The 24,154-nt window shown below is 40.5% G+C and carries 19 protein-coding genes, 4 tRNA genes and 1 pseudogene; 7 read left to right on the top strand and 17 right to left on the bottom strand.

Annotation, left to right across the window (positions count from 1 at the left end; all coding sequences use genetic code 11):
* Position 1 precedes the first annotated feature (1 nt).
* The 4 genes from uhpB to rng form a co-directional block, all read right to left on the bottom strand.
* The gene (uhpB, locus tag A3GE_RS0103665; RefSeq protein WP_018355926.1) at positions 2–1,513 is read right to left on the bottom strand and encodes a signal transduction histidine-protein kinase/phosphatase UhpB; all 1,512 of its coding nucleotides are present in this window, start codon (positions 1,511–1,513) and stop codon (positions 2–4) included.
* On the bottom strand, positions 1,510–2,118 hold the full coding sequence (locus tag A3GE_RS0103670; RefSeq protein WP_018355927.1) for a response regulator: 609 nt from the start codon (positions 2,116–2,118) through the stop codon (positions 1,510–1,512). Before A3GE_RS0103670 ends, uhpB begins: the two co-directional genes overlap by 4 nt.
* A 123-nt stretch (positions 2,119–2,241) precedes the next feature.
* The gene (gene uhpT / locus A3GE_RS0103675; protein ID WP_026215374.1) at positions 2,242–3,630 is read right to left on the bottom strand and encodes a hexose-6-phosphate:phosphate antiporter UhpT; all 1,389 of its coding nucleotides are present in this window, start codon (positions 3,628–3,630) and stop codon (positions 2,242–2,244) included.
* A 190-nt stretch (positions 3,631–3,820) separates the two neighbouring features.
* Positions 3,821–5,296: a ribonuclease G gene (gene rng, locus A3GE_RS0103680; RefSeq protein ID WP_018355929.1), complete on the bottom strand. Its 1,476-nt coding sequence runs from the start codon at positions 5,294–5,296 to the stop codon at positions 3,821–3,823.
* Between the two features lie 131 nt (positions 5,297–5,427).
* On the opposite strand from rng, the gene cmoB reads away from it, so the two are divergent.
* On the top strand, positions 5,428–6,393 hold the full coding sequence (gene cmoB / locus A3GE_RS0103685) for a tRNA 5-methoxyuridine(34)/uridine 5-oxyacetic acid(34) synthase CmoB (RefSeq protein ID WP_018355930.1): 966 nt from the start codon (positions 5,428–5,430) through the stop codon (positions 6,391–6,393).
* 50 nt (positions 6,394–6,443) lie between these two features.
* On the opposite strand, the gene A3GE_RS0103690 is transcribed toward cmoB, so the two are convergent.
* The gene (locus A3GE_RS0103690; RefSeq protein ID WP_018355931.1) at positions 6,444–8,714 is read right to left on the bottom strand and encodes an NADP-dependent malic enzyme; all 2,271 of its coding nucleotides are present in this window, start codon (positions 8,712–8,714) and stop codon (positions 6,444–6,446) included.
* Between the two features lie 165 nt (positions 8,715–8,879).
* On the opposite strand from A3GE_RS0103690, the pseudogene A3GE_RS11425 reads away from it, so the two are divergent.
* The 3 genes and pseudogenes from A3GE_RS11425 (at position 8,880) to A3GE_RS0103705 (ending at position 11,525) form a co-directional block, all read left to right on the top strand.
* Positions 8,880–9,526, top strand: a pseudogene (locus tag A3GE_RS11425) (DUF1919 domain-containing protein).
* A 104-nt stretch (positions 9,527–9,630) separates the two neighbouring features.
* Positions 9,631–10,335 carry a 16S rRNA pseudouridine(516) synthase RsuA gene (rsuA, locus tag A3GE_RS0103700; RefSeq protein ID WP_018355932.1) on the top strand — a complete coding sequence of 235 codons (705 nt, stop codon included), beginning with the start codon at positions 9,631–9,633 and terminating at the stop codon, positions 10,333–10,335.
* Positions 10,332–11,525, top strand: a complete 1,194-nt coding sequence (locus A3GE_RS0103705; RefSeq protein WP_018355933.1) for a Bcr/CflA family multidrug efflux MFS transporter — start codon at positions 10,332–10,334, stop codon at positions 11,523–11,525. Before rsuA ends, A3GE_RS0103705 begins: the two co-directional genes overlap by 4 nt.
* Positions 11,526–11,561: 36 nt before the next feature.
* Here the strand turns inward: A3GE_RS0103705 and A3GE_RS0103710 are convergent, their stop codons facing one another.
* The 3 genes from A3GE_RS0103710 to A3GE_RS0103720 all read right to left on the bottom strand — a co-directional run bounded on the left by A3GE_RS0103710 (position 11,562) and on the right by A3GE_RS0103720 (position 14,866).
* Positions 11,562–12,995 (bottom strand): alanine/glycine:cation symporter family protein, encoded by a 1,434-nt coding sequence (locus A3GE_RS0103710; protein WP_018355934.1) that lies wholly within the window; start codon positions 12,993–12,995, stop codon positions 11,562–11,564.
* Positions 12,996–13,170: 175 nt separating this feature from the next.
* Positions 13,171–14,085 carry an N-acetylglucosamine kinase gene (gene nagK, locus A3GE_RS0103715; protein WP_018355935.1) on the bottom strand — a complete coding sequence of 305 codons (915 nt, stop codon included), beginning with the start codon at positions 14,083–14,085 and terminating at the stop codon, positions 13,171–13,173.
* 61 nt (positions 14,086–14,146) lie between these two features.
* On the bottom strand, positions 14,147–14,866 hold the full coding sequence (locus A3GE_RS0103720) for a phosphatase PAP2 family protein (RefSeq protein ID WP_018355936.1): 720 nt from the start codon (positions 14,864–14,866) through the stop codon (positions 14,147–14,149).
* Between the two features lie 68 nt (positions 14,867–14,934).
* Between A3GE_RS0103720 and ribA the strand changes: the two genes are divergently transcribed.
* Positions 14,935–15,594 carry a GTP cyclohydrolase II gene (ribA, locus tag A3GE_RS0103725; RefSeq protein WP_018355937.1) on the top strand — a complete coding sequence of 220 codons (660 nt, stop codon included), beginning with the start codon at positions 14,935–14,937 and terminating at the stop codon, positions 15,592–15,594.
* Between the two features lie 48 nt (positions 15,595–15,642).
* On the opposite strand, the gene argG is transcribed toward ribA, so the two are convergent.
* Together argG and A3GE_RS0103735 are read right to left on the bottom strand one after the other, a co-directional pair.
* Positions 15,643–16,977: an argininosuccinate synthase gene (gene argG, locus A3GE_RS0103730; protein ID WP_018355938.1), complete on the bottom strand. Its 1,335-nt coding sequence runs from the start codon at positions 16,975–16,977 to the stop codon at positions 15,643–15,645.
* Positions 16,978–17,163: 186 nt separating this feature from the next.
* Positions 17,164–18,030, bottom strand: a complete 867-nt coding sequence (locus A3GE_RS0103735; RefSeq protein WP_018355939.1) for a phosphoribosylaminoimidazolesuccinocarboxamide synthase — start codon at positions 18,028–18,030, stop codon at positions 17,164–17,166.
* A gap of 176 nt (positions 18,031–18,206) precedes the next feature.
* Between A3GE_RS0103735 and prfC the strand changes: the two genes are divergently transcribed.
* Positions 18,207–19,787 carry a peptide chain release factor 3 gene (gene prfC, locus A3GE_RS0103745; RefSeq protein ID WP_018355941.1) on the top strand — a complete coding sequence of 527 codons (1,581 nt, stop codon included), beginning with the start codon at positions 18,207–18,209 and terminating at the stop codon, positions 19,785–19,787.
* A 174-nt stretch (positions 19,788–19,961) separates the two neighbouring features.
* Here prfC and A3GE_RS0103750 read toward each other — a convergent pair.
* The 7 genes from A3GE_RS0103750 to gloB all read right to left on the bottom strand — a co-directional run bounded on the left by A3GE_RS0103750 (position 19,962) and on the right by gloB (position 23,340).
* A tRNA-Gln gene (locus A3GE_RS0103750) sits at positions 19,962–20,036 on the bottom strand.
* Positions 20,037–20,082: 46 nt separating this feature from the next.
* Positions 20,083–20,157 (bottom strand) — tRNA-Gln (locus tag A3GE_RS0103755).
* A 29-nt stretch (positions 20,158–20,186) separates the two neighbouring features.
* Positions 20,187–20,271: transfer RNA gene (locus tag A3GE_RS0103760), tRNA-Leu, on the bottom strand.
* 3 nt (positions 20,272–20,274) lie between these two features.
* Positions 20,275–20,351 (bottom strand) — tRNA-Met (locus A3GE_RS0103765).
* 120 nt (positions 20,352–20,471) lie between these two features.
* On the bottom strand, positions 20,472–21,203 hold the full coding sequence (locus tag A3GE_RS0103770) for a phosphodiester glycosidase family protein (protein ID WP_018355942.1): 732 nt from the start codon (positions 21,201–21,203) through the stop codon (positions 20,472–20,474).
* Entirely contained in the window at positions 21,187–22,506 is a 1,320-nt protein-coding gene (gene hemA, locus A3GE_RS0103775; protein WP_018355943.1) for a glutamyl-tRNA reductase, read from the bottom strand. Before hemA ends, A3GE_RS0103770 begins: the two co-directional genes overlap by 17 nt.
* Before the next feature lie 132 nt (positions 22,507–22,638).
* Positions 22,639–23,340: a hydroxyacylglutathione hydrolase gene (gloB, locus tag A3GE_RS0103780; RefSeq protein ID WP_018355944.1), complete on the bottom strand. Its 702-nt coding sequence runs from the start codon at positions 23,338–23,340 to the stop codon at positions 22,639–22,641.
* Positions 23,341–23,361: 21 nt separating this feature from the next.
* On the opposite strand from gloB, the gene A3GE_RS0103785 reads away from it, so the two are divergent.
* The gene (locus A3GE_RS0103785; RefSeq protein ID WP_018355945.1) at positions 23,362–24,090 is read left to right on the top strand and encodes a class I SAM-dependent methyltransferase; all 729 of its coding nucleotides are present in this window, start codon (positions 23,362–23,364) and stop codon (positions 24,088–24,090) included.
* Positions 24,091–24,154: the final 64 nt, after the last annotated feature.

Here is a 24,154-nt window from a genome sequence, read left to right on the forward strand (position 1 = left end):
ATTAAATCCTTGGCAAAGTGATTTTAATCGTTGTGCCATTCTGCCCAGGTGAAATTGTCTGTTCACGAGAAATCAACTGGAATGTACCGCATAAAATATCAACCCGCTCTTTCATTCCCTTCAAGCCAAAACCTTGTTTGACTTTTGCCGGATTAAATCCCTTACCGTTATCCTGAATGATTAATTGAATATCTTGACGAATGATAATGGAAAGGCTCACCGCAGTGGCAGAGGAATACTTGACAATGTTATTCAATCCTTCTTGACATAAGCGATAAAGCGTAATTTCTTGAATATGCTCAAGTTTTACATTGTCTTTATTTTCCCAAAAAAGTGCGGTCGAAATCCCGTGAGTTTTGAGATCGAGTTCTAAAAATAAATTCTGAATCGCCTGTTGAAGTGAAACATCATCCAACATTTTGGGGCGAATACGGTTTAATAGTCCCTTTGTAGTGTCGTAAATGTTAAGAGAAAGCTGCTCAATCATCCCGACGACTTGTGCTATTTTAGGAGAATGCTCCAAGCGTTTCATAATAGAAGCTTGCATACGAATTGCCGTGATGTTTTGCCCTATTTCATCATGTAATTCTCGGGAGATTTCTTGACGAATCGCCTCTTCCGTATTAATAAGTTTTCGAGTGAGATGACGATTACGGTTCAGTTCTGTCGATAAACTTTGATTCAGATCCCGTTGCTGTTGAATCGCCAAACCGAGGAAAATTCCCGTAATCGTTTGTGCGGAAAGCGAAAGTAACAAATCCGTTAATGCCTTATTCGAAAAATTCCCCATAGTCGCAGTGAGCGCAATACTATTTAACAATGTACCAAGCAATGCCCCCTGCCAACCATAGGCATAAGCGAGCAAAATAATGGGGACAGAAAGGAAAAATAGGGTAAACCGATGAAACTCTTCCGGTGTATAAACCTGAATAAATATATTCAATAAAAACAACAAGATATAAATTAGAATATGTTTAGCTCGTAACGAAACCGGCTTATGTATCAGCCGTGCGGTAAGCGGAATCCAAGACCGTTTAAAAAGATATTCATCCACTAAAAAGCAGGCTGGCATTATCAATAACATTCCGGTAAAACTGACCAGAAACGTATAAAAAAAGGAAAATGAAAGTGTCGCACCAACCAAGCCATTAATGAAACTCATCACAAGTGCTAATCCGCCCTGTATCTTGAGTTTACGTATTTCATTACCATAGTAATATGTCTTTATCACAAGAGTGATAGGCACACTAACAAAACTCAAAATGCTGACCGACAAATAATATTCATCGGGTGATGCATAGCGCAACAACCCCAAGACAGCAAATTCAGCGCCATAACTTACCCACCAAAACCTTTTTGGCGTATGCAAATTAATCCCTAATCGGAAAGAAAAGGGTAAAAACAGTAATGCCATCAAGGTATTTTTAAGTAAATAATCAGCAATCGCCCACAAAGAAAAGTAGGCACAAAATAGGAGTAAACCACTGTAAAGAAAGGTAATCAATAACGTCATACTTTATAATGTTGGTGAAATAAATTCGTCAACTCTACGTTATTTTTCGCATCTAACTTGCTCATAATATTAGCACGATGAGCATGAATCGTTTTAAAACTCAAGCCTAATTTTTCGCCCATCTCTTTGGCTTCAAGTCCCTGACTTAATAATTCGCAAATTTGCAATTCACGTTTTGTTAGCCGGTCAAACGGATTGTCATTACGGTTTGAAACCAATTTCACCGTTAACTCTGGCATTAAATAAACACCACCAGCATACACGGTACGTACGGCTTGTATCAGCTCATCAGGACTGCAACGCTTGCTTAAATAGCCTTTTGCACCTTGCTCCAAAGCTTTTTTTACCACAATTTCGCTATCATTCACACTGAGCATAATGCAATGAATACCGGAGGGAATACTTTTTAACAATTCCAATCCGCTTTCATCGGGCATTGAAATATCGATAATACACACATCGGCTTTTGTGTGAGGTAACTTTTGGCGGGTTTCCTTCGCCGAACCAAACTCCCCCATTACAACCATATCTTCTTCCAGTGAAAGTAATTGGGCAAATCCTGAGCGTACGATGATATGATCATCAATGAGTACAACTTTTATCATTGTGACTTTCCTCTGTTTAAGGAGGCAAATTGTAGCATTGAAAAAAGTGCGGTAAAAACATTTTCTATTTTGACCGCACTTTGCATAATGAATGGTAGGACTAAACGCGACTTAAACGTTTTTCTAAGATTTTTTCGTTTCCCGTTTTTTCAAATAACGGATTTTGCGCTCTTCGGCAATAGCAACAAAAGCTAATAGCACCATACAGACTACCGCAGAAATATCTAAAGCGGCGAAGGTTCCTGCCCAACCGGTTAAACCCAAAATCGGTGTACCGTCTGCAATCATCCCTAAACCTAATTTTGCGAAACTATCACCGATTAAGTAAGCAAAAGTTCCTTTCACACCATCTGCAACAGCAATCGCTTTTTTCGGTACGAAACCGACAGCAGCAACACCAATTAATAATTGCGGACCGAAAACTAAGAAGCCAAGAATAAATAAGGTTACTAAATACATGGTCTCATTTGTTGCAAATTGATAGAACTCAAGAGAGAACACAATAAGGATTAATGCCACACAAGCCAATAGGGTACGGCGACCATTCGCTAAATCAGATAAATATCCCCATAAAAATGTCCCAACAAGAGCGCCAATTTCAAAGAGGGCAAAACCTGAAATTGCAGCATCTTTTGAAAAACCTAATTCTTGGTAAGCATACACAGGCGACCATTGATCAATACCGATACGTACAATGTAAAGAAAAATATTTGCAAAGCAAAGTAACCAAATCACTTTATTTTTCAAGACATATTGGATAAAAATTTGTTTTTTCGTGAGTTGATTTTCTTCCGCATCTTTATCTTCTTCAGAAATTTCCTCACCAAATAATTCCTCTGCTTTTCCTAAACCATAGGCTTCTGGCGAATCACTACCATAACGTAAACCAATAAAACCAATGATTAACGCAACAATAGAAGGAAACACAAACATCCCAATGACATGACCATCAAAAAATGTGTTCGCACCGAATAATGCGACACCCGCCGCAGCTGCACCACCTACGTTATGGGACAAATTCCAAAAACCTAAAAAGGTGCCTCGTTTTTTACGTGGTGTCCATTTTGTAATTGTAGAATAGCTTGAAGAACCACCGGTACTTTGGAAGAAACCGCTCAACGCATAGAATGCCACCATAAGGAAAATCGCAATACTACCGCTCCCCATACTTGCACTGAATCCCAGCATACAGAGAGCAGAAAGAATTAACATAAACGGAACAAATTGTTTGGTATTTTTACCGTCCGCATAGTAAGACACTAAGGTTTTACCAATACCATAAGTAATGGAGAATCCCAACCCAATCATCCCCAACTGGGTTTTGGTTAACCCATAAGTATCAATCAAATCATTTTGGGCGATATTAAAATTTTTACGCACCAAATACATGCCCATATAACCGAAAAATACAACCAAATAAGATTGCATAAAGGGTTTAAACCACATTTTGCGACGTTCCTCGATCGGTAAATCAAGTGTCGGTTTTCTTACTTCGTTTAAGAAATTAAGCATAAGATAGACTCCGAATAAAATAATTTCGCGCATATTAGATCGGAATCTATTATTTCTCTTGCAAACACCACGTAGAAACCCTAAGAATTTTTCCTAGAACGCTTAGTTTTCTTATAAAAATGTGAGGTAGATCACAAATTATGGAAAAAGAGCGGTCAATTTGACCGCCCTTTTTTTCCTAACCTTCTTGTTACATCACTACGACATCAAACTGTTCTTGATTATAGAATTGCTCGGTTTTCACCTGAACACGTTTACCAATAAACACTTCGACTTCCGGTAAAAGGCCGTGAGATTCTTCATTAATTAAATACTCTGAAACGGAAGGAGACGCATACACGACAAATTGCTCACTACTAAATAAATGGTAAACACGGATAATTTCCCTCATAATTTCATAACATACGGTTTCCACCGTTTTTACATGACCCCGACCACGGCACGCCGGACATTCATCACACAGGATATGTTCAAGGCTTTCACGGGTGCGTTTACGTGTCATTTCCACCAAACCAAGTTGGGTAAAGCCATTTACATTAGTTTTCACACGATCCTTCGCTAACGCATCTTGTAATGATTCCAACACACGATTTCGGTGATCTTCTAGCTGCATATCAATAAAATCAATAATGATAATACCACCAAGATTACGTAACTGAAGTTGCTGGGCAATAGTTTTTGTTGCCTCAATATTTGTGTTGAAAATAGTTTCTTCTAAATTTCGACGCCCCACAAATGCACCGGTATTGATATCAATAGTGGTCATCGCCTCTGTTTGCTCAATGATTAAATAACCGCCGGACTTTAGATTCACACGTTTATCCAAAGCTTGCTGAATGCTGCTTTCTACGGCATATACATCAAAGAGCGGTTGATTTCCGGTATAGAGCACAAGTTTATCACTTAACCCTGGCATAAATTCATCAGTAAATTCTTTTACTTCGTTAAAACAAAAGTTGGAATCGATACGAATTTTTTCTAATGTTGTACCGATAAAATCACGCAAAATGCGCTGTGGCAATGCAGGCTCTCCGTAAATTTTTGAACGGGTAGGATACTTACTTTTACGCTCTAGCACCTTTCTCCATAGACTTTTGAGAAATTCAGCATCTTGGCGAAGTTCTTCCTCTGTTGCGCCTTCTGTCGCGGTGCGAATAATAAATCCCCCTAAGTCATCACAAAATGGCTCTACCAGCGCTTTTAGACGCGCCCGCTCTTCCTCACTTTCAATACGTTGTGATACCCCTACATGACTATTTTCCGGCATAAAAACAAGATAGCGGGACGGCAAGGTAATATCAGTGGTCAAGCGCGCGCCCTTTGTTCCAAGGGGATCTTTCACCACTTGTACCACAATATCCTGCCCTTCGCGTACCAGCTCTGAAATACTCTTGACTTTAAATTGTTTCTGCTCATTCTCATCCACGCATTCAGTATGAGATACAATATCGGAAGCATGCAAAAATGCCGCTTTTTCCAAGCCGATATCTACAAACGCAGATTGCATTCCGGGCAATACGCGTGTAACCCGACCTTTATAAATATTCCCTACAATTCCACGCTTTGCTTGGCGTTCAATATGTACTTCTTTTAATACACCCATTTCTACTAATGCAATACGTGTTTCATTGGGCGTTACATTCATCAATAACTCTACGGCATTCATTATTTATTGTCTCTGAATCTTCTTTTCACAAATAGAATAATAAATCTAAATAAGGTAGAATGCGAGCTTTCTTAAATTCTCAATACCTTTTCTAGGATTATTTTGATCTCAAAAGCCCGTAAGGAAACAAAATGATCGATTTTCGCCCGTTTTATCAACAAATCTCAACAAGCCCATTATCCGATTGGCTGGAAACCCTCCCCCTTCAACTCAAAGAATGGGAAAAACAAACTCATGGCGACTATGAAAAATGGTCAAAAGTGGTGGATTTTCTACCTGCTTTGCATGCCGAGAAGATTGATCTCAAAAATTCAGTAAAATCTGACCGCACTTCTCCTCTTTCGGAAGGCGAAAAACAACGCATCATTCATCATTTAAAACAACTTATGCCATGGCGAAAAGGGCCTTATCATTTATTTGGTATTCATGTGGATTGCGAATGGCGTTCTGATTTTAAATGGGAGCGCGTGCTTCCTCACCTCGCCCCATTAAAAGATCGCACCATTTTAGATGTGGGTTGTGGAAGTGGTTATCATATGTGGCGAATGCTGGGTGAAGGCGCCAAAATGGTGGTAGGGATTGATCCTACCGAGCTTTTTCTTTGCCAATTTGAAGCGGTTCGTAAACTACTCAATAACGATCGCCGTGTAAACCTTATTCCCCTTGGCATAGAGCAAATGCAACCGCTCGCCGCATTCGATACGGTTTTTTCAATGGGTGTGCTATACCATCGTAAATCCCCTCTCGATCATCTTACCCAGCTTAAAAATCAATTAAAGAAAGGTGGGGAATTGGTATTAGAAACCCTTGTGGTGGATGGTGATGAGAATACTGTTCTGGTACCGGCAGACCGCTATGCCAAAATGAAAAACGTCTATTTTATTCCTTCTGTTGCCGCGTTAATTAACTGGTTGGAAAAAGTAGGATTCACCCATGTTCGCTGTGTCGATGTTGCCCCGACTACGGTGGAAGAACAGCGTAAAACCGATTGGTTGGAAAACGAAAGTCTGATTGATTTTTTAGATCCGAATGATCCGAGTAAAACGATTGAAGGCTACCAATCCCCGACAAGAGCGGTTATTTTGGCGAATAAGTAACACAAAAAAAGTGCGGTTAAAATTAACCGCACTTTCTATTGATTAAATATCTAGCCTTGCTGCGCTTGTACCGCCGCATAAGCAATCATGTTAATGATCCGGCGAACCGATGCACTTGGGTTCAAAATATGGGCTGATTTATTCATTCCCATTAAAATTGGACCGACTGTGACGGCAGTAGTCGTGCCTCGCAATAGACTATAACTAATGCGTGCCGCACTTAAATTCGGGAATACAAGCAGATTTGCCGAGCCTTTTAACGGACTATCCGGCATGACTTCAGAGCGTTGCGCCGCACAAAGTGCAATATCCCCTCGCATTTCACCATCAATCATTAACTGTGGATTATGTTCTTGTACAATCTTCAGGGCATCACGAACCTTCGGTGCGCCTAGTGTATTTGATGAGCCAAAATTTGAGTGAGAAAGCAAAGCGACTGCCGGTTCGATACCAAAACGATGTACTTCATCCGCTGCCATTAAGGTAATTTCCGCCAATTCTTCCGCACTTGGATCATCATTGACATGCGTATCCGTTAAAAATACATTACCACTCGGCAATACAAGGCTATTTAAAGCTGCGGCGGTTTTTACACCATTTTTTAAGCCAATAATATCTTTAATAGAGTCTAAATGTTTACCATAAGAACCAAACAAGCCGCATACTAACCCGTCCGCATAGCCTAAATTTACCAAGACGGAGGCAAGCACCGTTGTGTTTGAACGCACAACACGTTTAGCAATTGCCGGCGTGATACCTTTGCGTTTTGTCAGATTGTAATAATATTTCCAACATTCTTCATACCGTGGATTATTTTCATTATCCACTACTTCTACGTTTACCCCCACTTCTAAGCGTAAACCCAACTTTTTAATTTTTTCCTCAATCACTTCTTTACGACCAATTAAAATTGGCGAAGCAAGATCCATTGAAATCACTTCTTGTACAGCGTGTAAAGCTTTTGCTTCTTCACCTTCCGCAAGAATAATGCGCTGTTTTGCGGATTTGGCTTGGCTAAAAATCGGACGCATAAATAAGCTTGTTTTATAAACAAACTGAGTGAGTTTTTCGGTATATTCGCCCCAATTCTCAATAGGACGTGTTGCCACGCCAGATTCCATTGCGGCTTTTGCCACTGCCGGTGCGATACGTACAATTAAGCGAGGGTCGAATGGGCGTGGAATTACATACTCCGGACCAAACGTCGCACCTTCACCACCATAAGCAGAGGTTACCACATCATTTTGTTCTTCAAGGGCAAGATCGGCAATGGCATAAACCGCCGCCCGTTTCATTTCTTCATTAATCGTGGTTGCGCCAACATCCAGTGCTCCACGGAAGATAAATGGGAAACAAAGCACATTATTGACTTGGTTTGGATAGTCGGAACGACCGGTACAGACTATCGCATCAGGACGCACAGCTTTCGCTTCCGGTGGGGTAATTTCCGGGTTCGGGTTTGCCAAAGCAAGAATAATAGGGTGTGCCGCCATGGTTTTTACCATATCTTGTGTCAACGCCCCTGCAGCTGAACAACCGAGGAAAATATCTGCATTCGGAATAGCATCAGCTAAGGTACGCCAGCCGTTATCTTTAATAGCATAATCTTCTTTCGTTTTATCCATGCGATCACCACGATTTTTATAGACCACGCCTTTAGAATCACAAATGGTGATATTTTCACGTTTCATTCCGAGAGAAAGCAATAAATTCAAACAAGCAATTGAAGCCGCTCCTGCACCAGAGGCAACAAGACGAACTTCTTCAATTTTTTTACCGATAATACGAAGTGAATTAATAATCGCCGCCGCACTAATAATTGCCGTACCGTGTTGATCATCATGGAACACAGGGATATTCATTCGTTCACGTAATTTTTGCTCAATATAGAAACATTCCGGAGCCTTAATATCTTCAAGATTTACGCCGCCGAAGGTAGGCTCAAGAGAAGCGATAATATCTACTAATTTGTCTGGATCATGTTCATTCACTTCAATATCAAATACATTAATACCCGCAAACTTTTTAAATAAGACACCCTTTCCTTCCATCACCGGTTTACCGGCAAGAGCTCCGATATTCCCTAATCCAAGAACTGCCGTACCATTTGAAATCACTGCGACCAGATTGCCACGTGCGGTATATTTATAAGAAGCCAAAGGATCTTTTTCAATTTCTAAACACGGTTCCGCCACGCCGGGAGAGTAAGCTAGGGCTAAATCGCGCTGGGTTGCCAATGATTTGGTGGGGGTAACTTCAATTTTACCGGGAATAGGAAATTCGTGAAAATCCAATGCTGCTTGGCGTAGTTGTTCGCTCATATAAATACTCCATTGTCGTGATACGGAACTTGGTTCACTCAGAACCAAATCGAAAAAACGGCTTGATTATACCCCCTTTTCTCTCCCAAATTTGTGATGAACCGCAAATTTTCACAAATATTTTACAAAAATTATCGGTTGAATTAATAAGTTAAAAAGAGTACTATGACCGAGTCGGGAGATACTCTTTTGCTATCAAAAATCAAAACTACAGTTAATCAACTGCAAAGAAAATTCATTAATCATCAACTCAAATCACGTTTAAAAAACCATGGTATGACGGTTATCTCCGCTAACTGTGTAGGCGCGTTTGTTTTGCACGATCTCGGTGAACCTTTTAACTCACCTTTTGTGAATCTTTACTTAAGTCCTAAAAACTTTATTCGTTATTTGCAAAATATTGATTTTTATCAACAGCAATCCCTTGAGTTTATCTCCTCTAAAAAAACTACCCAATCGGTAAATTGGCAGATATTGAAATTCATTTCATGCATTATCGTGATGAGCAAGAAGCAAGAGAAAAATGGAAAACCCGCTCTGCTCGGATCAATCCGGATAATTTATTTATCATAATGACAGATAAAGACGGCACACAAGGTATTACTTACGAGAATCTTGTCGCCTTTGATCAGCTTCCGTTCAAAAATAAAGTGGTGTTTACCCACAAACCTTATCCGGAGCTACGTACTGCGTTTTATATCAAAGGTTTTGAACAACACAATCAAGTGGGTGATTTATTTGCTTTTTCCGGTTGGAATGGAATGAAGTATTATGATCAATTTGATTATGTAGCTTGGTTTAACCAAACTTAATTTATCATTATTCCCTATCCCATAGGGTGTTTTTATTTTTCCTTTCCTACCGACAGATTCAAATCTGTGTAAAACACCTCTAAATAGTAAAAAAGAGAAATCTTATGCGATTAGATAAATTCATAGCCGAAAATACCGGTTTAACCCGTTCTCAAGCCACCAAAGCCATTCGCCAAAGTGCGGTCAAAATTAACGGTGAAATTGAAAAAAACAGTGCCCGTAAAATTTCCAAAGAGGATGAAATCTATTTTGAAGAAACCTTGCTCAGCTGGCTGGAAAGTGGACAATATTTTATGTTGAACAAGCCTCAAGGTTACATATGTTCCAATGATGATGGCGACTATCCTACCATTTATCAATTTTTTGATTACCCGCTCTACGGAAAATTACATAGTGCCGGACGTTTAGATGTCGATACAACGGGGCTTGTGTTACTCACCGATGATGGGCAATGGTCGCACCGTATTACTTCCCCGAAACACCATTGTGAAAAAACCTATCTTGTGACTTTAGCCGATCCTGTTGAACCTCATTATGCACAAACCTTTGAAGAAGGAATTTTATTACGTGGGGAAAAAACACCCACCAACCCCGCAAAACTTGAAATTTTAGATGATTACAACGTCAACCTGACCATCTCGGAAGGACGCTATCACCAAGTTAAGAGAATGTTCGCCGCACTCGGCAATAAAGTTGTCGGATTACACCGTTGGAAAATCGGTACAGTAGAATTAGACGAAAGCCTAGAAGAAGGCGAATACCGCCCACTCACACAAACAGAAATTAACAGTTTAAGTAAAATAATATGAACCAAAATATAAAACCAACCTTTATTTTTATTATGACCCTTGGCATTTTGTCCATGTTGCCGCCTTTTGGCGTCGATATGTATTTGCCTTCTTTTTTAGAAATTGCCAAGGATCTGAAAATTAGCCCTGAACAAGTCCAACATACCCTCACCGCCTTTGCCTATGGTATGGCATTCGGACAATTATTTTGGGGGCCTTTCGGCGATAGTTTTGGACGCAAGCCAATCATCTTGCTTGGTGTCATTATCGGTGCTATCACGGCATTAGTTTTAACAGAAATCAATTCTATAGGAAATTTCACCGCACTTCGTTTTGTGCAAGGCTTCTTCGGTGCAGCACCTGTGGTGCTTTCAGGAGCATTATTGAGAGATTTATTCAGAAAAAACGAGCTCTCAAAAGTGATCTCCACCATCACATTGGTGTTTATGATTGCGCCATTAGTTGCACCAATTATCGGCGGTTATATTGTAAAATATTTCCACTGGCACGCCATTTTTTACGTCATTGCGTTGATGGGGGCACTATCTACACTACTGGTATTTTTTATCATTCCCGAAACCCACAAAAAAGAAAATCGTATTCCACTCCGCTTGAACATTATTGCTCGAAACTTTATGAGCCTATGGAAACAAAAAGAAGTATTAGGCTATATGTTCGCCGCCTCTTTTGGTTTTGGTGGTCTATTTGCTTTTGTTACTGCCGGCTCTATTGTGTATATCGGTATTTACGGCATTCCCGTGGATCAATTCGGCTATTTCTTTATGCTGAATATCGCCATTATGACCCTCGCCTCTTTCCTTAACGGACGATTTGTAACAAAAATCGGTGCCGAAACGATGTTACGCATTGGCATTGCCATTCAGTTTTTATCAGGAATGTGGCTCATTTTAACCGCACTTTTTGACTTTGGTTTTTGGTCGATGGCAATAGGTATCGCCTTCTTCGTCGGGCAAAATCCACTGATCTCTTCAAATGCTATGGCATCCATTTTAGAAAAATTCCCCACAATATCCGGCACGGCCAATTCCTTGGTGGGCAGCGTGCGTTTTGCGACCGGTGCGATAATGGGAAGCTTAGTCGCCACCATGAAAATGGACACCGCCGCCCCAATGCTCTTCACCATGGGAGCTTGTGTCATCATTGCAGTATTAGCCTATTATTTTCTGACCTATCGAAATTTGAAAAGGTAAAAAAATGCGATCAATTTTGACCGCACTTTGACTTTTCTATTTCCAAGTTTCTTGTTCAAACACTCGTTGTTTTAATTCAGGATAATTTTCAATTTTAAATTCCGGTATTTTTCCGGCTTTCAGTTGACGTTGATAATCCTTCAATAGCTTCCACACAATAGGTGAAAGCAGCACGATTGCCACCAAATTAAGAATGGCCATTACTGCCATTACCGTATCGGCGAAATTCCATACCACATTGCCGGAACGTACTGCACCAAAGTAAACGAAAAACAGGACAACCAAACGGAATAACAACAAAAACCAAGGTTTATTTTTAATAAAACGGATATTGCTTTCTGCGTAAGCATAGTTACCGATAATAGAAGAGTAAGCAAAAAGTAACAAAATAAATGCAAGGAAATGTAGACCAAATTCACCCACATGATATTGCAAAGCATTTTGTGTAAGAGAAATACTTTTGAGCTCTTCACCACCGTAATTATTGGAAAGCAAAATCACTACAGCCGTACAAGTACATACCATCATGGTATCCACAAATACACCTAGCATTTGCACTAAGCCTTGACTAACCGGGTGTTTCACATGGGCAGCTGCTGCGGCATTAGGGGCTGACCCCATACCGGCTTCATTGGAAAACAAACCTCGTTTAATCCCCATCATCATGGCTTTGGAAACCATAGCACCGAAAAAACCGCCTGCTGCGGCATCAAAGGTAAATGCGCTTTTTATGATGTTATTGATCACTGTTGGTACCAATTCAATATTCATACCAAGGATAATCATTGCCATAATCAAATAGAACAATGCCATCATTGGCACAAGGCTACTGGAAATCACAGCAATACGTTTAATCCCACCAAAAATAATAGCAGCAGTTAAAATAACCAACGCAATACCAACATATTCACCTTGCCAGTTCCAAGCATTACGCGTGGCTTCCACAATGGAATTTGATTGCACGGAATTGAAGGCAAAACCAAAGGTAAAAATAAGTGCAATCGCAAACGCCACCGCCATACTACGAGATTTTAATCCCTGCACCATATAGTAAGCCGGCCCGCCACGAAATGAACCGTCTTTATCTTGAATTTTAAATAACTGCGCCAAGGTCGATTCCGCAAAGGCACTCGACATCCCAATAAAGGCTGTGATCCACATCCAAAATACCGCACCTTCTCCGCCAAGTGCTATCGCCGTTGCAACGCCACCGATATTTCCTACCCCAACCCGGCTGGCAAGCCCTGTCGCAAAAGCTTGGAAAGGGGTCAAAGAGCTACCTTCTGCCGCCCGCCCAAACCACATTTCTCGAATACTCATCGGGAATAATCGTAACTGCACAAAGCCCGTTGTGATAGTGAAAAATAAACCAACACCAAGTAAAATTACAATGGTCAAATTCCATATCGGTCCATCAAGATGATCAACAATCCATACTAATAATTGTTCTAAATAGTGAATCAGTTCCATAGAGCTCCTCTCAAATGAAAATAAAGAGAGGGAATTGTAGAGAAAAAGAGGAAGAAAAACGATATTTATCAAAAAATATTGAAAAAAAGTGGAGTTTGAGAAGATTTTATTTAATTAAATGGAGAATTATTAGATAAAAACAAAGGCGCATGGAAAATTTATGCGCCTTAAAAAATTATTTAGTCAAAAATAGCGCCGCTGCACCACGTACCCCACCAGAATCACCATGTTTGGCTTTTTTAATTGGCGGTACTTTTGCTGTACGCATTAAATGAGCCGGTAATGCTTTTGGTAAAGCCTCGTATAAATAATCAAAATTAGATAATCCCCCACCCAGCACGATCATGTGAGGATCGAACGCCGTAATAATATTACCGATAGAAATCGCCGCTAATTCCACAAAAAGATTCACGAAATCGACCGCACTTTCTTTGCCACGATAAAAACTATCAATAATTTCACGGGCAGATAATTTTTCACCTTTAAGATCATGGTACAACATTTCAAATCCACGACCGGAAAGATAGGTGTCTAAGCAGGCTTTATTGCCACAACCGCAATCATAAATCGGTGCGTTATCCCATCCAAGCAACTTCAAGGCGTGATAATTTAATTGCAAATGTCCAAGCTCACCTGCCATCCCCACTTGACCAGAATGGACTTTCCCGTTTAACACAAAACCGCCACCAAATCCTGTGCCAAGAATTAACCCAAGTACGCTAGGATATTGCTGATTTTCTTCGTCCCATGCTTCAGATAAGGCGAAACAATTCGCATCATTTTCCGCCCGTACTTCACGTCCCAAACGTTCGGAAAGATCACGTAAAATAGGCTTGTTATCCGCCACACGAATATTGGTAATTTCCGCAAGCCCCGTTTGTTGATTAACAAATCCCGGTACGCCTAATCCAACAGTACCACGCTCACCAAATTGCTCGTCAGCACGGTTGACTAAATCCACAATCACATTGAGCCACTCATCGTAATCCGTTTTTGGGGTAGGAACCCGCTCGGAATACAGTTTTTCTAACTTCTTATTAAATACCGCAAGCTCAATTTTTGTGCCACCGATATCCAAACCATAGTACATAATCTACTCCTATCACTAAAAATATATTAAGTGAGATTCTAACCGCTCTTTTCTTTTTATTTTATGACGAAGATCGTTTTTTTTGTAAAAAACCAAAAATAACGAGATTCACTATCCACGCAAAAACCGTTGCAACAAAAAGATCTATCGGATAATGCATGCCCAGACGCACACGGCTGATTAACATAAGCAGACTCCATACCGCCATAATGCCTACTAATAACTTAGCTTTCCACGAACGATTGCCTAATAGTTGGGTGAATCCTACGGCAAGCATTAACCATGTAGCCGCAAAAATAGTATGCCCTGATGGGAAAGAATAACCTGTTTCATTTTCATAGTGATTCACAAGCCAAGTGGGAGTGTTTGCCTGAGTAGAATAAAAGTTTTTTGCTATAACAGCACGCTGAGTGCGGTCATTTTCATAGAAGTTTTCTACAGTTTGATTGGTTTGTTCCGCTAAATATACCGTGAATGGGCGAGGTTCTTTAAACATTGCCTTTAATCCCGTTTTTACCGCTTGCGTTGCCACCACAGAAAATGCCATTACAGCCACGCCCAACATCCATTGTTTACGGCTTTTGAACAAAAACCCAAAAATCAACGAAAATACAGCACAAGTAATAAGAGCATAAGGCACACTACCGGTTTCAGTAAGCAAATAAAGCCAATAATCTGCTTCCGTTAATTGTTCATTGCCATGCCATTGATAGGAAAATCCCCACATAAAAAATGGTACAAGACAAAGTAATAACGTATATAATGACAGCCTCTTAAACATGCTTACCCCTTAATAATAAGAATAAAGTGGGCATTTTAGCAGAAATGAAAATGAATAAGGATAGCTTTATGACAAAAATTCAGCTGGTTACCCAAGCTAATTTACCTACCGAATACGGTATTTTTAAGATGGTAGGTTTTGAATTTCCTGATACAAAAAAAGAACATGTTGCATTAGTAATGGGCAATATTTCAAATAGCGATGAACCTGTTTTAGCCCGCATTCATTCTGAATGTTTAACCGGTGATGCCCTCCATAGTTTAAAATGTGATTGTGGTTTCCAACTTGCCACTGCACTTCGTCAGATTGAGGAGGAAGGTCGCGGGGTTTTAATTTATCACCGCGAAGAAGGGCGTGGTATTGGCTTAATTAATAAAATTCGTGCTTACTCACTACAAGATCAGGGTATGGATACGATTGAAGCAAACCTTGCCCTCGGTTTTAAAGCTGATGAACGCAATTTTGAAGTCTGTGCCGATATGTTTGAATTATTAGGTGTAAAGAAAGTACGTTTAATGACAAATAATCCTGAAAAAGTGGAAACCATGAAAAAGGCAGGGATTAATGTTGTTGAGCGTGTACCGTTAAATGTTGGTGAAAATCGCTACAATACAAAATACTTAGACACAAAAGCCAAAAAAATGGGGCATTACATTGTGCATAACAACGAAGAACATTTAATGAATTGTCCACATTGTCAAGAAGAAGTGATTCTTGATAAAAAATAAAACAAAAAATAACCGCACTTTTGTGCGGTTATTTATATCAATTTAGTGTTATTTCTTGCCTAATTGTGGCAAAACAGAATTTTTATTCGACACGAGCAATCCGGTTTCCGCATAGATACCCAATTTTCCACGAGTATCGGCAACATCAAGGTTACGCATAGTTAATTGACCGATACGATCGATTGGATCGAATGGAGCGTCTTCCACTTTTTCCATACTTAAGCGTTCTGCTTCATAGGTTAAATTCGGCGATTCTGTATTTAAAATGGTGAAATCATTACCACGACGCAATTCCAGAGTAACAGTGCCGGTAATTGCTTTGGCAACCCAACGTTGCGCCGTTTCACGCAACATTAAAGCTTGCGGATCAAACCAACGACCTTGGTACAATAAGCGACCTAAACGTAAGCCGTTAATACGGTATTGTTCAATGGTATCTTCATTATGAATACCGGTGATTAAACGCTCGTAAGCAATGTGTAATAATGCCATTCCCGGCGCTTCATAAATACCACGGGATTTTGCCTCAATAATACGGTTTTCGATTTGGTCGGACATCCCTAAACCATGACGACCACCAATACGATTGGCTTCTTGCATCATTTCTACCGCATCATCAAAACGTTGACCGTTTAACGCCACCGGTACGCCTTCTTCAAAGGTAACAGTGACGGTTTCCGGTTTGATTTCAACACTTTCATCCCAGAAGGCTACGCCCATAATTGGTTTGACGATCTTCATACCGGTGCTCAATTCTTCCAAATCTTTCGCTTCGTGGGTAGCGCCAAGCATATTAGAGTCTGTCGAATAGGCTTTTTCTACTGACATTTTGTAATCAAAGCCGTTTTCAATTAAGAATTGCGACATTTCAAAGCGCCCGCCTAGTTCGTGAATAAACTGATCGTCCAACCAAGGTTTATAAATTTTTAATTTCGGGTTGGTAAGTAAACCATAACGATAGAAACGTTCAATATCATTGCCTTTGAAGGTTGAACCATCCCCCCAAATATTCACATCATCTTCCTTCATTGCTGCAACAAGCATGGTACCGGTCACGGCACGACCAAGCGGTGTGGTATTAAAGTAAGGAATACCGCCCGTTGAAATGTGAAATGCACCACATTGAATTGCAGCAATACCTTCGTGAACAAGTTGAGCACGGCAATCAATTAAGCGGGCATTTTCTGCACCATAAGCCATCGCTTTTTTAGGGATTGCATTATAATCATCTTCATCAGGTTGACCTAAATTAGCGGTGTAAGCATAAGGCACTGCGCCTTTTTGACGCATCCAAAGTAATGCTGCGCTGGTATCCAAACCACCGGAGAAGGCAATGCCTACTTTTTGGCCTTTGGGTAAATTTTGTAAAATCGTATTTGACATATTTTTTCCTTACTTAATATTATATTGAATATTTAATCATTTAATCTGAATAAAAACGCAAATAAATATAACTGCACTTTTGCCGCTTGTCTAGTGATTTTCGATATTCGTCGGATAATTTTTAGACTCTGATCATTTGCTTTTCATTCATAAAAATCCCTGCTGTTTAAGCAGGGATGATAAAAATTACTGAGTTAAAAGATCTAAGGCTTCTTGGTATTTCGCTACCGTCTTTTCAATAACATCGCTAGGCACTCTAGGAGCCGGAGGTTGTTTGTTCCAACCGCTATTTTCTAGCCAGTCGCGTACAAATTGTTTATCAAAAGAAGGTGGGTTTGTACCTTCTTGGTAAGTATCAACCGACCAAAAACGACTGGAATCCGGCGTTAATACTTCATCCATCAGGGTTAGTGTCCCCTTTTCATCCAAGCCGAATTCAAACTTCGTATCACAAATAATGATACCTTTTGTGAGTGCATATTCCACCGCCGCCGTATAAAGGGCAATAGCTTTTTCTTTTACTTGCGCCGCCAAATCTACGCCAATTAATTTTTCACATTCTTCATAGCTGATATTAATGTCGTGGTTTCCCACTTCCTCTTTGCTTGAAGGGGTAAAAATAGGCTCTGGCAATTTGCTTGCTTCCACTAAGCCTTTCGGCAGTTTCAAACCACAAATCGTACCGGTTTGTTGATAGTCTTTTAACCCGCTTCCGGTTAAATAGCCACGCACAATGGATTCAATTTTGATAGGACTCAAACGCTTACAAACCACGGCACGATCTTTCACTAAATCGGCTTCTTCTTTTGGCAACACATCATAAACCGAATCACCGGTGAAATGATTGGGCATAATGTGCGCTAATTGATTAAACCAAAAATTAGAAATTTGTGTCAGAATTTCACCTTTTCGTGGAATAGGATCATCTAAAATCACATCAAACGCAGAGAGGCGATCTGTGGCGACCATCAACATCCGCTTATCATCAATTTCATAAAGATCACGCACTTTGCCTGAATAGATTTTTTTCAGACTGAGAGTTTGTTGTGTCATGGTTTGCACCTTTTTTATTGCGGTAAAAATCGGCGCGTATTGTACCGCACTTTTTAAGCAAACGTTTGCTATTTTTGAAAAAAATAATGAAATTCGATGAATTTATTAATTTAATTTGAGCAAAATGCCAAAATCAGCGAGAATAGCGGACATTTTTTAACGAACAAGAGAAGATCATGACTTATCCTCAAGAAGTGAATAAACGCAGAACCTTTGCGATTATTTCCCACCCCGATGCGGGTAAAACCACTATCACCGAAAAAGTGCTTTTATACGGTAATGCGATTCAAACTGCCGGCTCGGTAAAGGGTAAAGGCTCGGCGGCACACGCAAAATCCGACTGGATGGAAATGGAAAAGCAACGTGGAATTTCGATTACCACCTCCGTGATGCAATTTCCCTACAATGATTGCTTAGTGAACTTGCTTGATACCCCCGGACACGAAGATTTCTCTGAAGATACTTACCGCACTTTAACGGCGGTGGACAGCTGCCTAATGGTGATTGATTCCGCAAAAGGGGTTGAAGAACGTACAATTAAATTAATGGAAGTCACCCGCCTACGTGATACGCCAATTATCACTTTTATGAATAAACTTGACCGTGATATTCGTGATCCGATGGAATTACTGGATGAAGTGGAAAATGTCCTGCAAATTCGTTGTGCCCCGATCACTTGGCCAATCGGCTGCGGTAAATTATTTAAAGGCGTCTATCATCTCACCAAAGATGAAACTTATTTATATCAATCCGGGCAAGGTTCAACCATTCAAGAGGTTCGTATTGTGAAAGGCTTGAATAATCTGGAACTGGATGCGGCGGTAGGCGATGATTTAGCCCAACAATTGCGTGACGAATTAGAATTGGTACAAGGGGCAAGCAATGAATTTGAATATGATGCCTTTATCAAAGGTGAATTAACCCCTGTATTTTTTGGTACTGCACTGGGTAATTTCGGAGTAGATCACTTCCTTGATGGCTTAACGGAATGGGCACCAAAACCACAATCACGTCAAGCAGACACCCGTACAGTGGAAAGCTCAGAAGAAAAATTTAGCGGTTTCGTGTTCAAAATCCAAGCGAATATGGATCCAAAACACCGAGATCGTGTCGCCTTTATGCGTGTGGTTTCCGGTAAGTATGAAAAAGGTATGAAACTTAAGCATGTCCGTATCGGTAAGGATGTGGTGATCTCTGATGCCTTGACCTTTATGGCAGGGGATCGTTCACATGCAGAAGAAGCTTATGCCGGCGATATTATTGGTTTGCATAACCACGGTACGATCCAAATTGGCGATACCTTCACTCAAGGCGAAAATTTAAAATTCACAGGAATTCCAAATTTTGCCCCTGAATTATTCCGTCGGATTCGTTTGAAAGACCCTCTCAAACAAAAGCAGTTGTTAAAAGGTTTAGTGCAGCTTTCTGAGGAAGGCGCAGTGCAAGTATTCCGCCCTCTAACCAATAATGATTTGATCGTAGGTGCTGTGGGGGTGCTACAGTTTGATGTGGTAGTTTCCCGCCTGAAAACAGAATACAACGTAGAAGCCATTTACGAAAATGTGAATGTAGCAACAGCCCGTTGGGTTGAATGTAGCGATGGGAAAAAATTTGAAGAATTTAAACGTAAAAACGAGCAAAACTTAGCCCTAGACGGAGGTGATAATCTCACTTATATCGCCCCAACAATGGTGAATTTGAATTTAGCTCAAGAACGTTATCCGGATATTGCCTTCTTTAAAACCAGAGAACACTAGAAAATACAAAAAGTGCGGTCACAAAAAACAACGTTTTTTGAGCGTTGGCTTTGCCAACGCCCCCGATAGGGGTGAGCAAATGAGTAAGCGAGTTTGTGAATAATTTTGATCGCATTTTTGTTTTAGTAGAACGAATGAAAGACTCAATTTAAAGTGAAACATTCAAAATAAAGATGGCTGGGGTACTAGGATTCGAACCTAGGGATGCCGAGATCAAAACCCGGTGCCTTACCGCTTGGCGATACCCCAACAGAGAAATTCTTTTTGCTAAGAATACAGAAAATTTAGGATAGTATGGCTGGGGTACTAGGATTCGAACCTAGGGATGCCGAGATCAAAACCCGGTGCCTTACCGCTTGGCGATACCCCAACTACTATTTTGACTTACAAAGCGATAAATGGTGCGGGACGAGGGACTTGAACCCACACACCTCTCGGCGCCAGAACCTAAATCTGGTGCGTCTACCAATTTCGCCAGTCCCGCAAATGGTGGCTACAGCGAGATTCGAACTTGCGACCCCAACATTATGAGTGTTGTGCTCTAACCAACTGAGCTATGTAGCCATTCTGCTAACCATATCGGCTTTGCGGAGCGTATTATGCTGATTTGCCTCTACCTCGTCAATCATTTTTTGTAAAAATCCCAATTTTTAGATTCAGTTGATTATAAAAAAAACGCTTTTGTTATTTTTTATCCATTTCGCTCACTGAGATCATTCCGACAAAATGATGCCAGTGAAAACTATTAAACCTATTGGGGATATACCAGTCAGAAATTGTGCCGTCTAAATACAGCGCTTGATAACAACCCATTTTTTGTAATCCCTGACTGAATGTATAAAGATTCGGTTTTCCTGATATCGTTAAAATAAAAAACAGTCGGTTTTGCTTATCCAAACATACTGCGTTACGTTTATGATAACTTTCCAAGCCGGCTCTAAATTGACGATTTATCTTCCCCTCAATGAGTAACATAGGACCGGATTGCATGGCAAATGTCGGTTTTAATCGCTTTTTTTGATAGGCATTCGTCGTGAGAATGTGAGGCATCTTACCCACTACAGCAAATACGCCATTAGGCTGAACATGAAAATTCCCCTTCCCTCGTTTATTATTCAACGGGTTTAATTCTTGGCCATTTTCAATCCATAACCCTGCCGGCGTATTATTTTTGCTATAAATACCGGCATTCATGAGCATTTTGATTTGGTAATCTTTTTGTAAGGCACGTTTCAGATTAGTAAGAGAATGGTAGTTTTGACCTTCACTATCCCGCCAATGCAAGCGCACTTCTTCCGGTTTGGCGTGAAAAATACCATAGGTAATATTCGCATCGGTAAAAGTTCGATATTCCGCCATCGTAGATAATGCGAGAAAGCCACAAAGTGCGGTCAAAAATTTAACTATTTTTTTCATCAAGAGGTGAAAGATTAAGTGTATTAGAGAATAAATGTAGCCCCTCCGCATTGCCTGCTTTCATCATAGATTGCATGGTTTGCGTAGGTGCATGAATAAGTTTATTCATTAATTTATAACTTAATTCCTGCAATACAGCTTCCGCATTATCGCCCTGTTGCAAATGTTGTAAGGCTTTTCCCAATAAATCTTGGCGCATCTGCTCCGCATCTTCACGATAACGCTTAATCAGATTGGAAAATTGACGCACTTTCAACCATTCAAAAAAATCTTCGCATTCTTGCGCAATAATTCCTTCCGCCTGTTTTGATGCTTGCTCCCGCTGGCTCAAATTACGCTGAATAATATCCTGTAAATCATCCACAGTGTAATGATAAACGCTATCCAGTTTGGCAGCCGTCTCATCAATGTCACGCGGAACGGCAATATCGACTAGCAACATTGGAGAATAATGTCGTTTTTTCTGAGCAAGACTCACCATTTCTTGACTAATGAGTACATTCGGACTACCCGTTGAGCTAATCACAATATCCGCTTGATCCAGCGCATCTTGTAATTGATCAAGGGAAAAAACTTCAATAGGAGTATTGCTTGCCAATTTTTCGACGAGTAACTCCGCTTTTGCCACAGTACGGTTTGCGATCATTAATCTTTTCACGCCATGGCGTAGCAGGTGACGGCTCACCAATTCAATGGTTTCCCCTGCTCCGACCAACAAAATATTCACACCATGCAAGGATTCAAAAATTTGACGGGCTAGGCTACAAGCGGCATACGCCACCGATACGGCACTTTCACCAATATCAGTTTCTGTACGCACACGTTTCGCCGTAGAGAAGGTTTTTTGAAATAAACGGGAAAATTCACTTGAGAGTGCCACTTTAGACTGTTGATAATAGGCTTCCGTAATTTGAAAAGCCTGCTTAACCTGCCCCAGAATTTGCGGTTCGCCTAAAATTAACGAATCCAAGCCACAAGCTACCCGCATAAGGTGATTAGCGGCCTGTTGGTTTTGGTGGGTATAAATACTCGACGAAAGTTCCGCCAACGAAAGTTGATGAATATCCGCAAACCAATTTTCCACATTTTGCTGCCATTTATCGCATTCTTGCGGTGAAATTTGGCGATGGTGCAAATATACTTCCGTGCGATTACAGGTCGAAAGAATCACAGCCCCTTCGGCAAGATTTTGTTGCTGAATTTGTTGTAAGGCAAGATGTCGCTTTTCATCAGAAAAAGCGACTTTCTCACGCACCGAGACAGAAGCGGTTTTATGATTAATGCCAAGAACAAGAAGGGTCATAATACATTTAGGGGTTACCGCACTTTCAATATGCAGTAAATATTCAATAAAAAATTAATGCGCTATTCTAATGAATTGTACGACGTTGAGCAAATCAACAAATGATAACTCGTCAAGAATAACTAAAAAGAGTTAAAAAATATCTTTTGCTTTCCGTAAAATAATGAAATCTTCCAGCGTTAACGCTTGCAAAAAAGGATTAATGGACTTTTCCAATCCTAACCTTGTGGGCAAACTCGGTTTTCCTTCGGCACGCAGTTTTTCGACAAAAGTGCGGTGATTTTTGACCGCACTTTTCTCTTTTATAACGGTTTCCGCAAAAGCTAAATTACTCAAGGTATATTCATGCGCCGGGCAAACTACGGTTTCATCAGGTAATGCTTTTAGGCGTGACACCCCCTCAAACATTTGCGCATAATTGCCGGTAAAAACACGCCCGCAACCGGCAGAAAATAACGCATCACCACAAAACAGGTGATTATCCATCAAAAAACTCACGTGCTGCGCCGTATGCCCTCCGGTCGGGATAACTTGAATACGATAATTCGGTGTGATTATTTCCCCTTCATTGACGATCTTTGTCGCCCCTTTTTTCGCACATTCTTGCGAACCATAAATCGGCACGTTCGGATAACGCTGTTTGAAATCCGCCACGCCTTGCGTGTGATCTTCATGCTCGTGGGTCAATAAAACCGCTTCAATCGGGAAATTGTGTTGTTCAATCCACGAAAAGAGCTTGTCCGTTTCCGGTAAATCGACAATAATAATCGGCAAATTTTCACGTTGATAAAGCCAAATATAATTGTCATTCAACACTGGTAGCGCAACTAACATAATTCCTCGCTAAATTTATTTATGATCATCAATTGGCACGCTAAAACAAAACGCCCCTTCATATCACCGACAAGTTGGCAACAACTGCCACAAGGCGAAACCTATTGTAACGCATTAAAGCAAGCATTTGCCCCTTGGTTATCAAAAATTTTAGGCTATCAAATCGTAAAAATTGGTGCATTAAGCGCGGAAATCCCGACCGAACTACCAATGCGCCACCAAATTCTGATCAGTGAAAAAATTTCTCAAAATTTAACCGCACTTTTAACGCCTAACAATAGCTTACTTCAGGCAAAACCCACAGAGTTGCCCTTGATTCAACAAGAAATCAATGCTTGTTTTCTTACCAACACGCTCAATTTTTCTCAAGATCCCCACCAAATTTTACGGGAAGCCCATCGTGTACTGGCGGATGACGGTTGGCTATTTCTCTCTTTGTTTAATCCTCTCAGCCCGTTGATTTTCAAACAAAAGCTCGACCATTTCCCTTTCCGTCAATATCCTACTTGGCGCATTATTGACTGGTTGGAATTACTTCATTTTGAAATTATGGAACGCAAAAATCTTTCCATAAAACATCAACGCGCCACGCTGTTTTCGCCTTTAACCTTGATTGTGGCACAAAAACAAACTTACCCGCTAACCCTGAATACGGAAAAAGTGCGGTCAAAAATTCCTACATTTTTGCAACCGTCCGAGGCCTTTCAAGAAGATATTTCCCCCTGTCGTATTTCGCCCGATAATAAATAGAAAATTCTCCCACAAAGTAAAAATCAATTCTTGCTACCTTGGCAAAACTCCCCTATTATTCACC

It is taken from the genome of Rodentibacter pneumotropicus DSM 21403 (genome assembly GCF_000379905.1).
In the GTDB taxonomy this organism is placed as follows: Bacteria; Pseudomonadota; Gammaproteobacteria; order Enterobacterales; family Pasteurellaceae; genus Rodentibacter; species Rodentibacter pneumotropicus.

Bases quoted from the DNA above. Each gene is read 5' to 3' on its own strand.
- uhpB (WP_018355926.1), bottom strand. From the start codon at position 1,513: ATGACGTTATTGATTACCTTTCTTTACAGTGGTTTACTCCTATTTTGT.
- A3GE_RS0103670 (WP_018355927.1), bottom strand. From the start codon at position 2,118: ATGATAAAAGTTGTACTCATTGATGATCATATCATCGTACGCTCAGGA.
- uhpT (WP_026215374.1), bottom strand. From the start codon at position 3,630: ATGCTTAATTTCTTAAACGAAGTAAGAAAACCGACACTTGATTTACCG.
- rng (WP_018355929.1), bottom strand. From the start codon at position 5,296: ATGAATGCCGTAGAGTTATTGATGAATGTAACGCCCAATGAAACACGT.
- cmoB (WP_018355930.1), top strand. From the start codon at position 5,428: ATGATCGATTTTCGCCCGTTTTATCAACAAATCTCAACAAGCCCATTA.
- A3GE_RS0103690 (WP_018355931.1), bottom strand. From the start codon at position 8,714: ATGAGCGAACAACTACGCCAAGCAGCATTGGATTTTCACGAATTTCCT.
- rsuA (WP_018355932.1), top strand. From the start codon at position 9,631: ATGCGATTAGATAAATTCATAGCCGAAAATACCGGTTTAACCCGTTCT.
- A3GE_RS0103705 (WP_018355933.1), top strand. From the start codon at position 10,332: ATGAACCAAAATATAAAACCAACCTTTATTTTTATTATGACCCTTGGC.
- A3GE_RS0103710 (WP_018355934.1), bottom strand. From the start codon at position 12,995: ATGGAACTGATTCACTATTTAGAACAATTATTAGTATGGATTGTTGAT.
- nagK (WP_018355935.1), bottom strand. From the start codon at position 14,085: ATGTACTATGGTTTGGATATCGGTGGCACAAAAATTGAGCTTGCGGTA.
- A3GE_RS0103720 (WP_018355936.1), bottom strand. From the start codon at position 14,866: ATGTTTAAGAGGCTGTCATTATATACGTTATTACTTTGTCTTGTACCA.
- ribA (WP_018355937.1), top strand. From the start codon at position 14,935: ATGACAAAAATTCAGCTGGTTACCCAAGCTAATTTACCTACCGAATAC.
- argG (WP_018355938.1), bottom strand. From the start codon at position 16,977: ATGTCAAATACGATTTTACAAAATTTACCCAAAGGCCAAAAAGTAGGC.
- A3GE_RS0103735 (WP_018355939.1), bottom strand. From the start codon at position 18,030: ATGACACAACAAACTCTCAGTCTGAAAAAAATCTATTCAGGCAAAGTG.
- prfC (WP_018355941.1), top strand. From the start codon at position 18,207: ATGACTTATCCTCAAGAAGTGAATAAACGCAGAACCTTTGCGATTATT.
- A3GE_RS0103770 (WP_018355942.1), bottom strand. From the start codon at position 21,203: ATGAAAAAAATAGTTAAATTTTTGACCGCACTTTGTGGCTTTCTCGCA.
- hemA (WP_018355943.1), bottom strand. From the start codon at position 22,506: ATGACCCTTCTTGTTCTTGGCATTAATCATAAAACCGCTTCTGTCTCG.
- gloB (WP_018355944.1), bottom strand. From the start codon at position 23,340: ATGTTAGTTGCGCTACCAGTGTTGAATGACAATTATATTTGGCTTTAT.
- A3GE_RS0103785 (WP_018355945.1), top strand. From the start codon at position 23,362: ATGATCATCAATTGGCACGCTAAAACAAAACGCCCCTTCATATCACCG.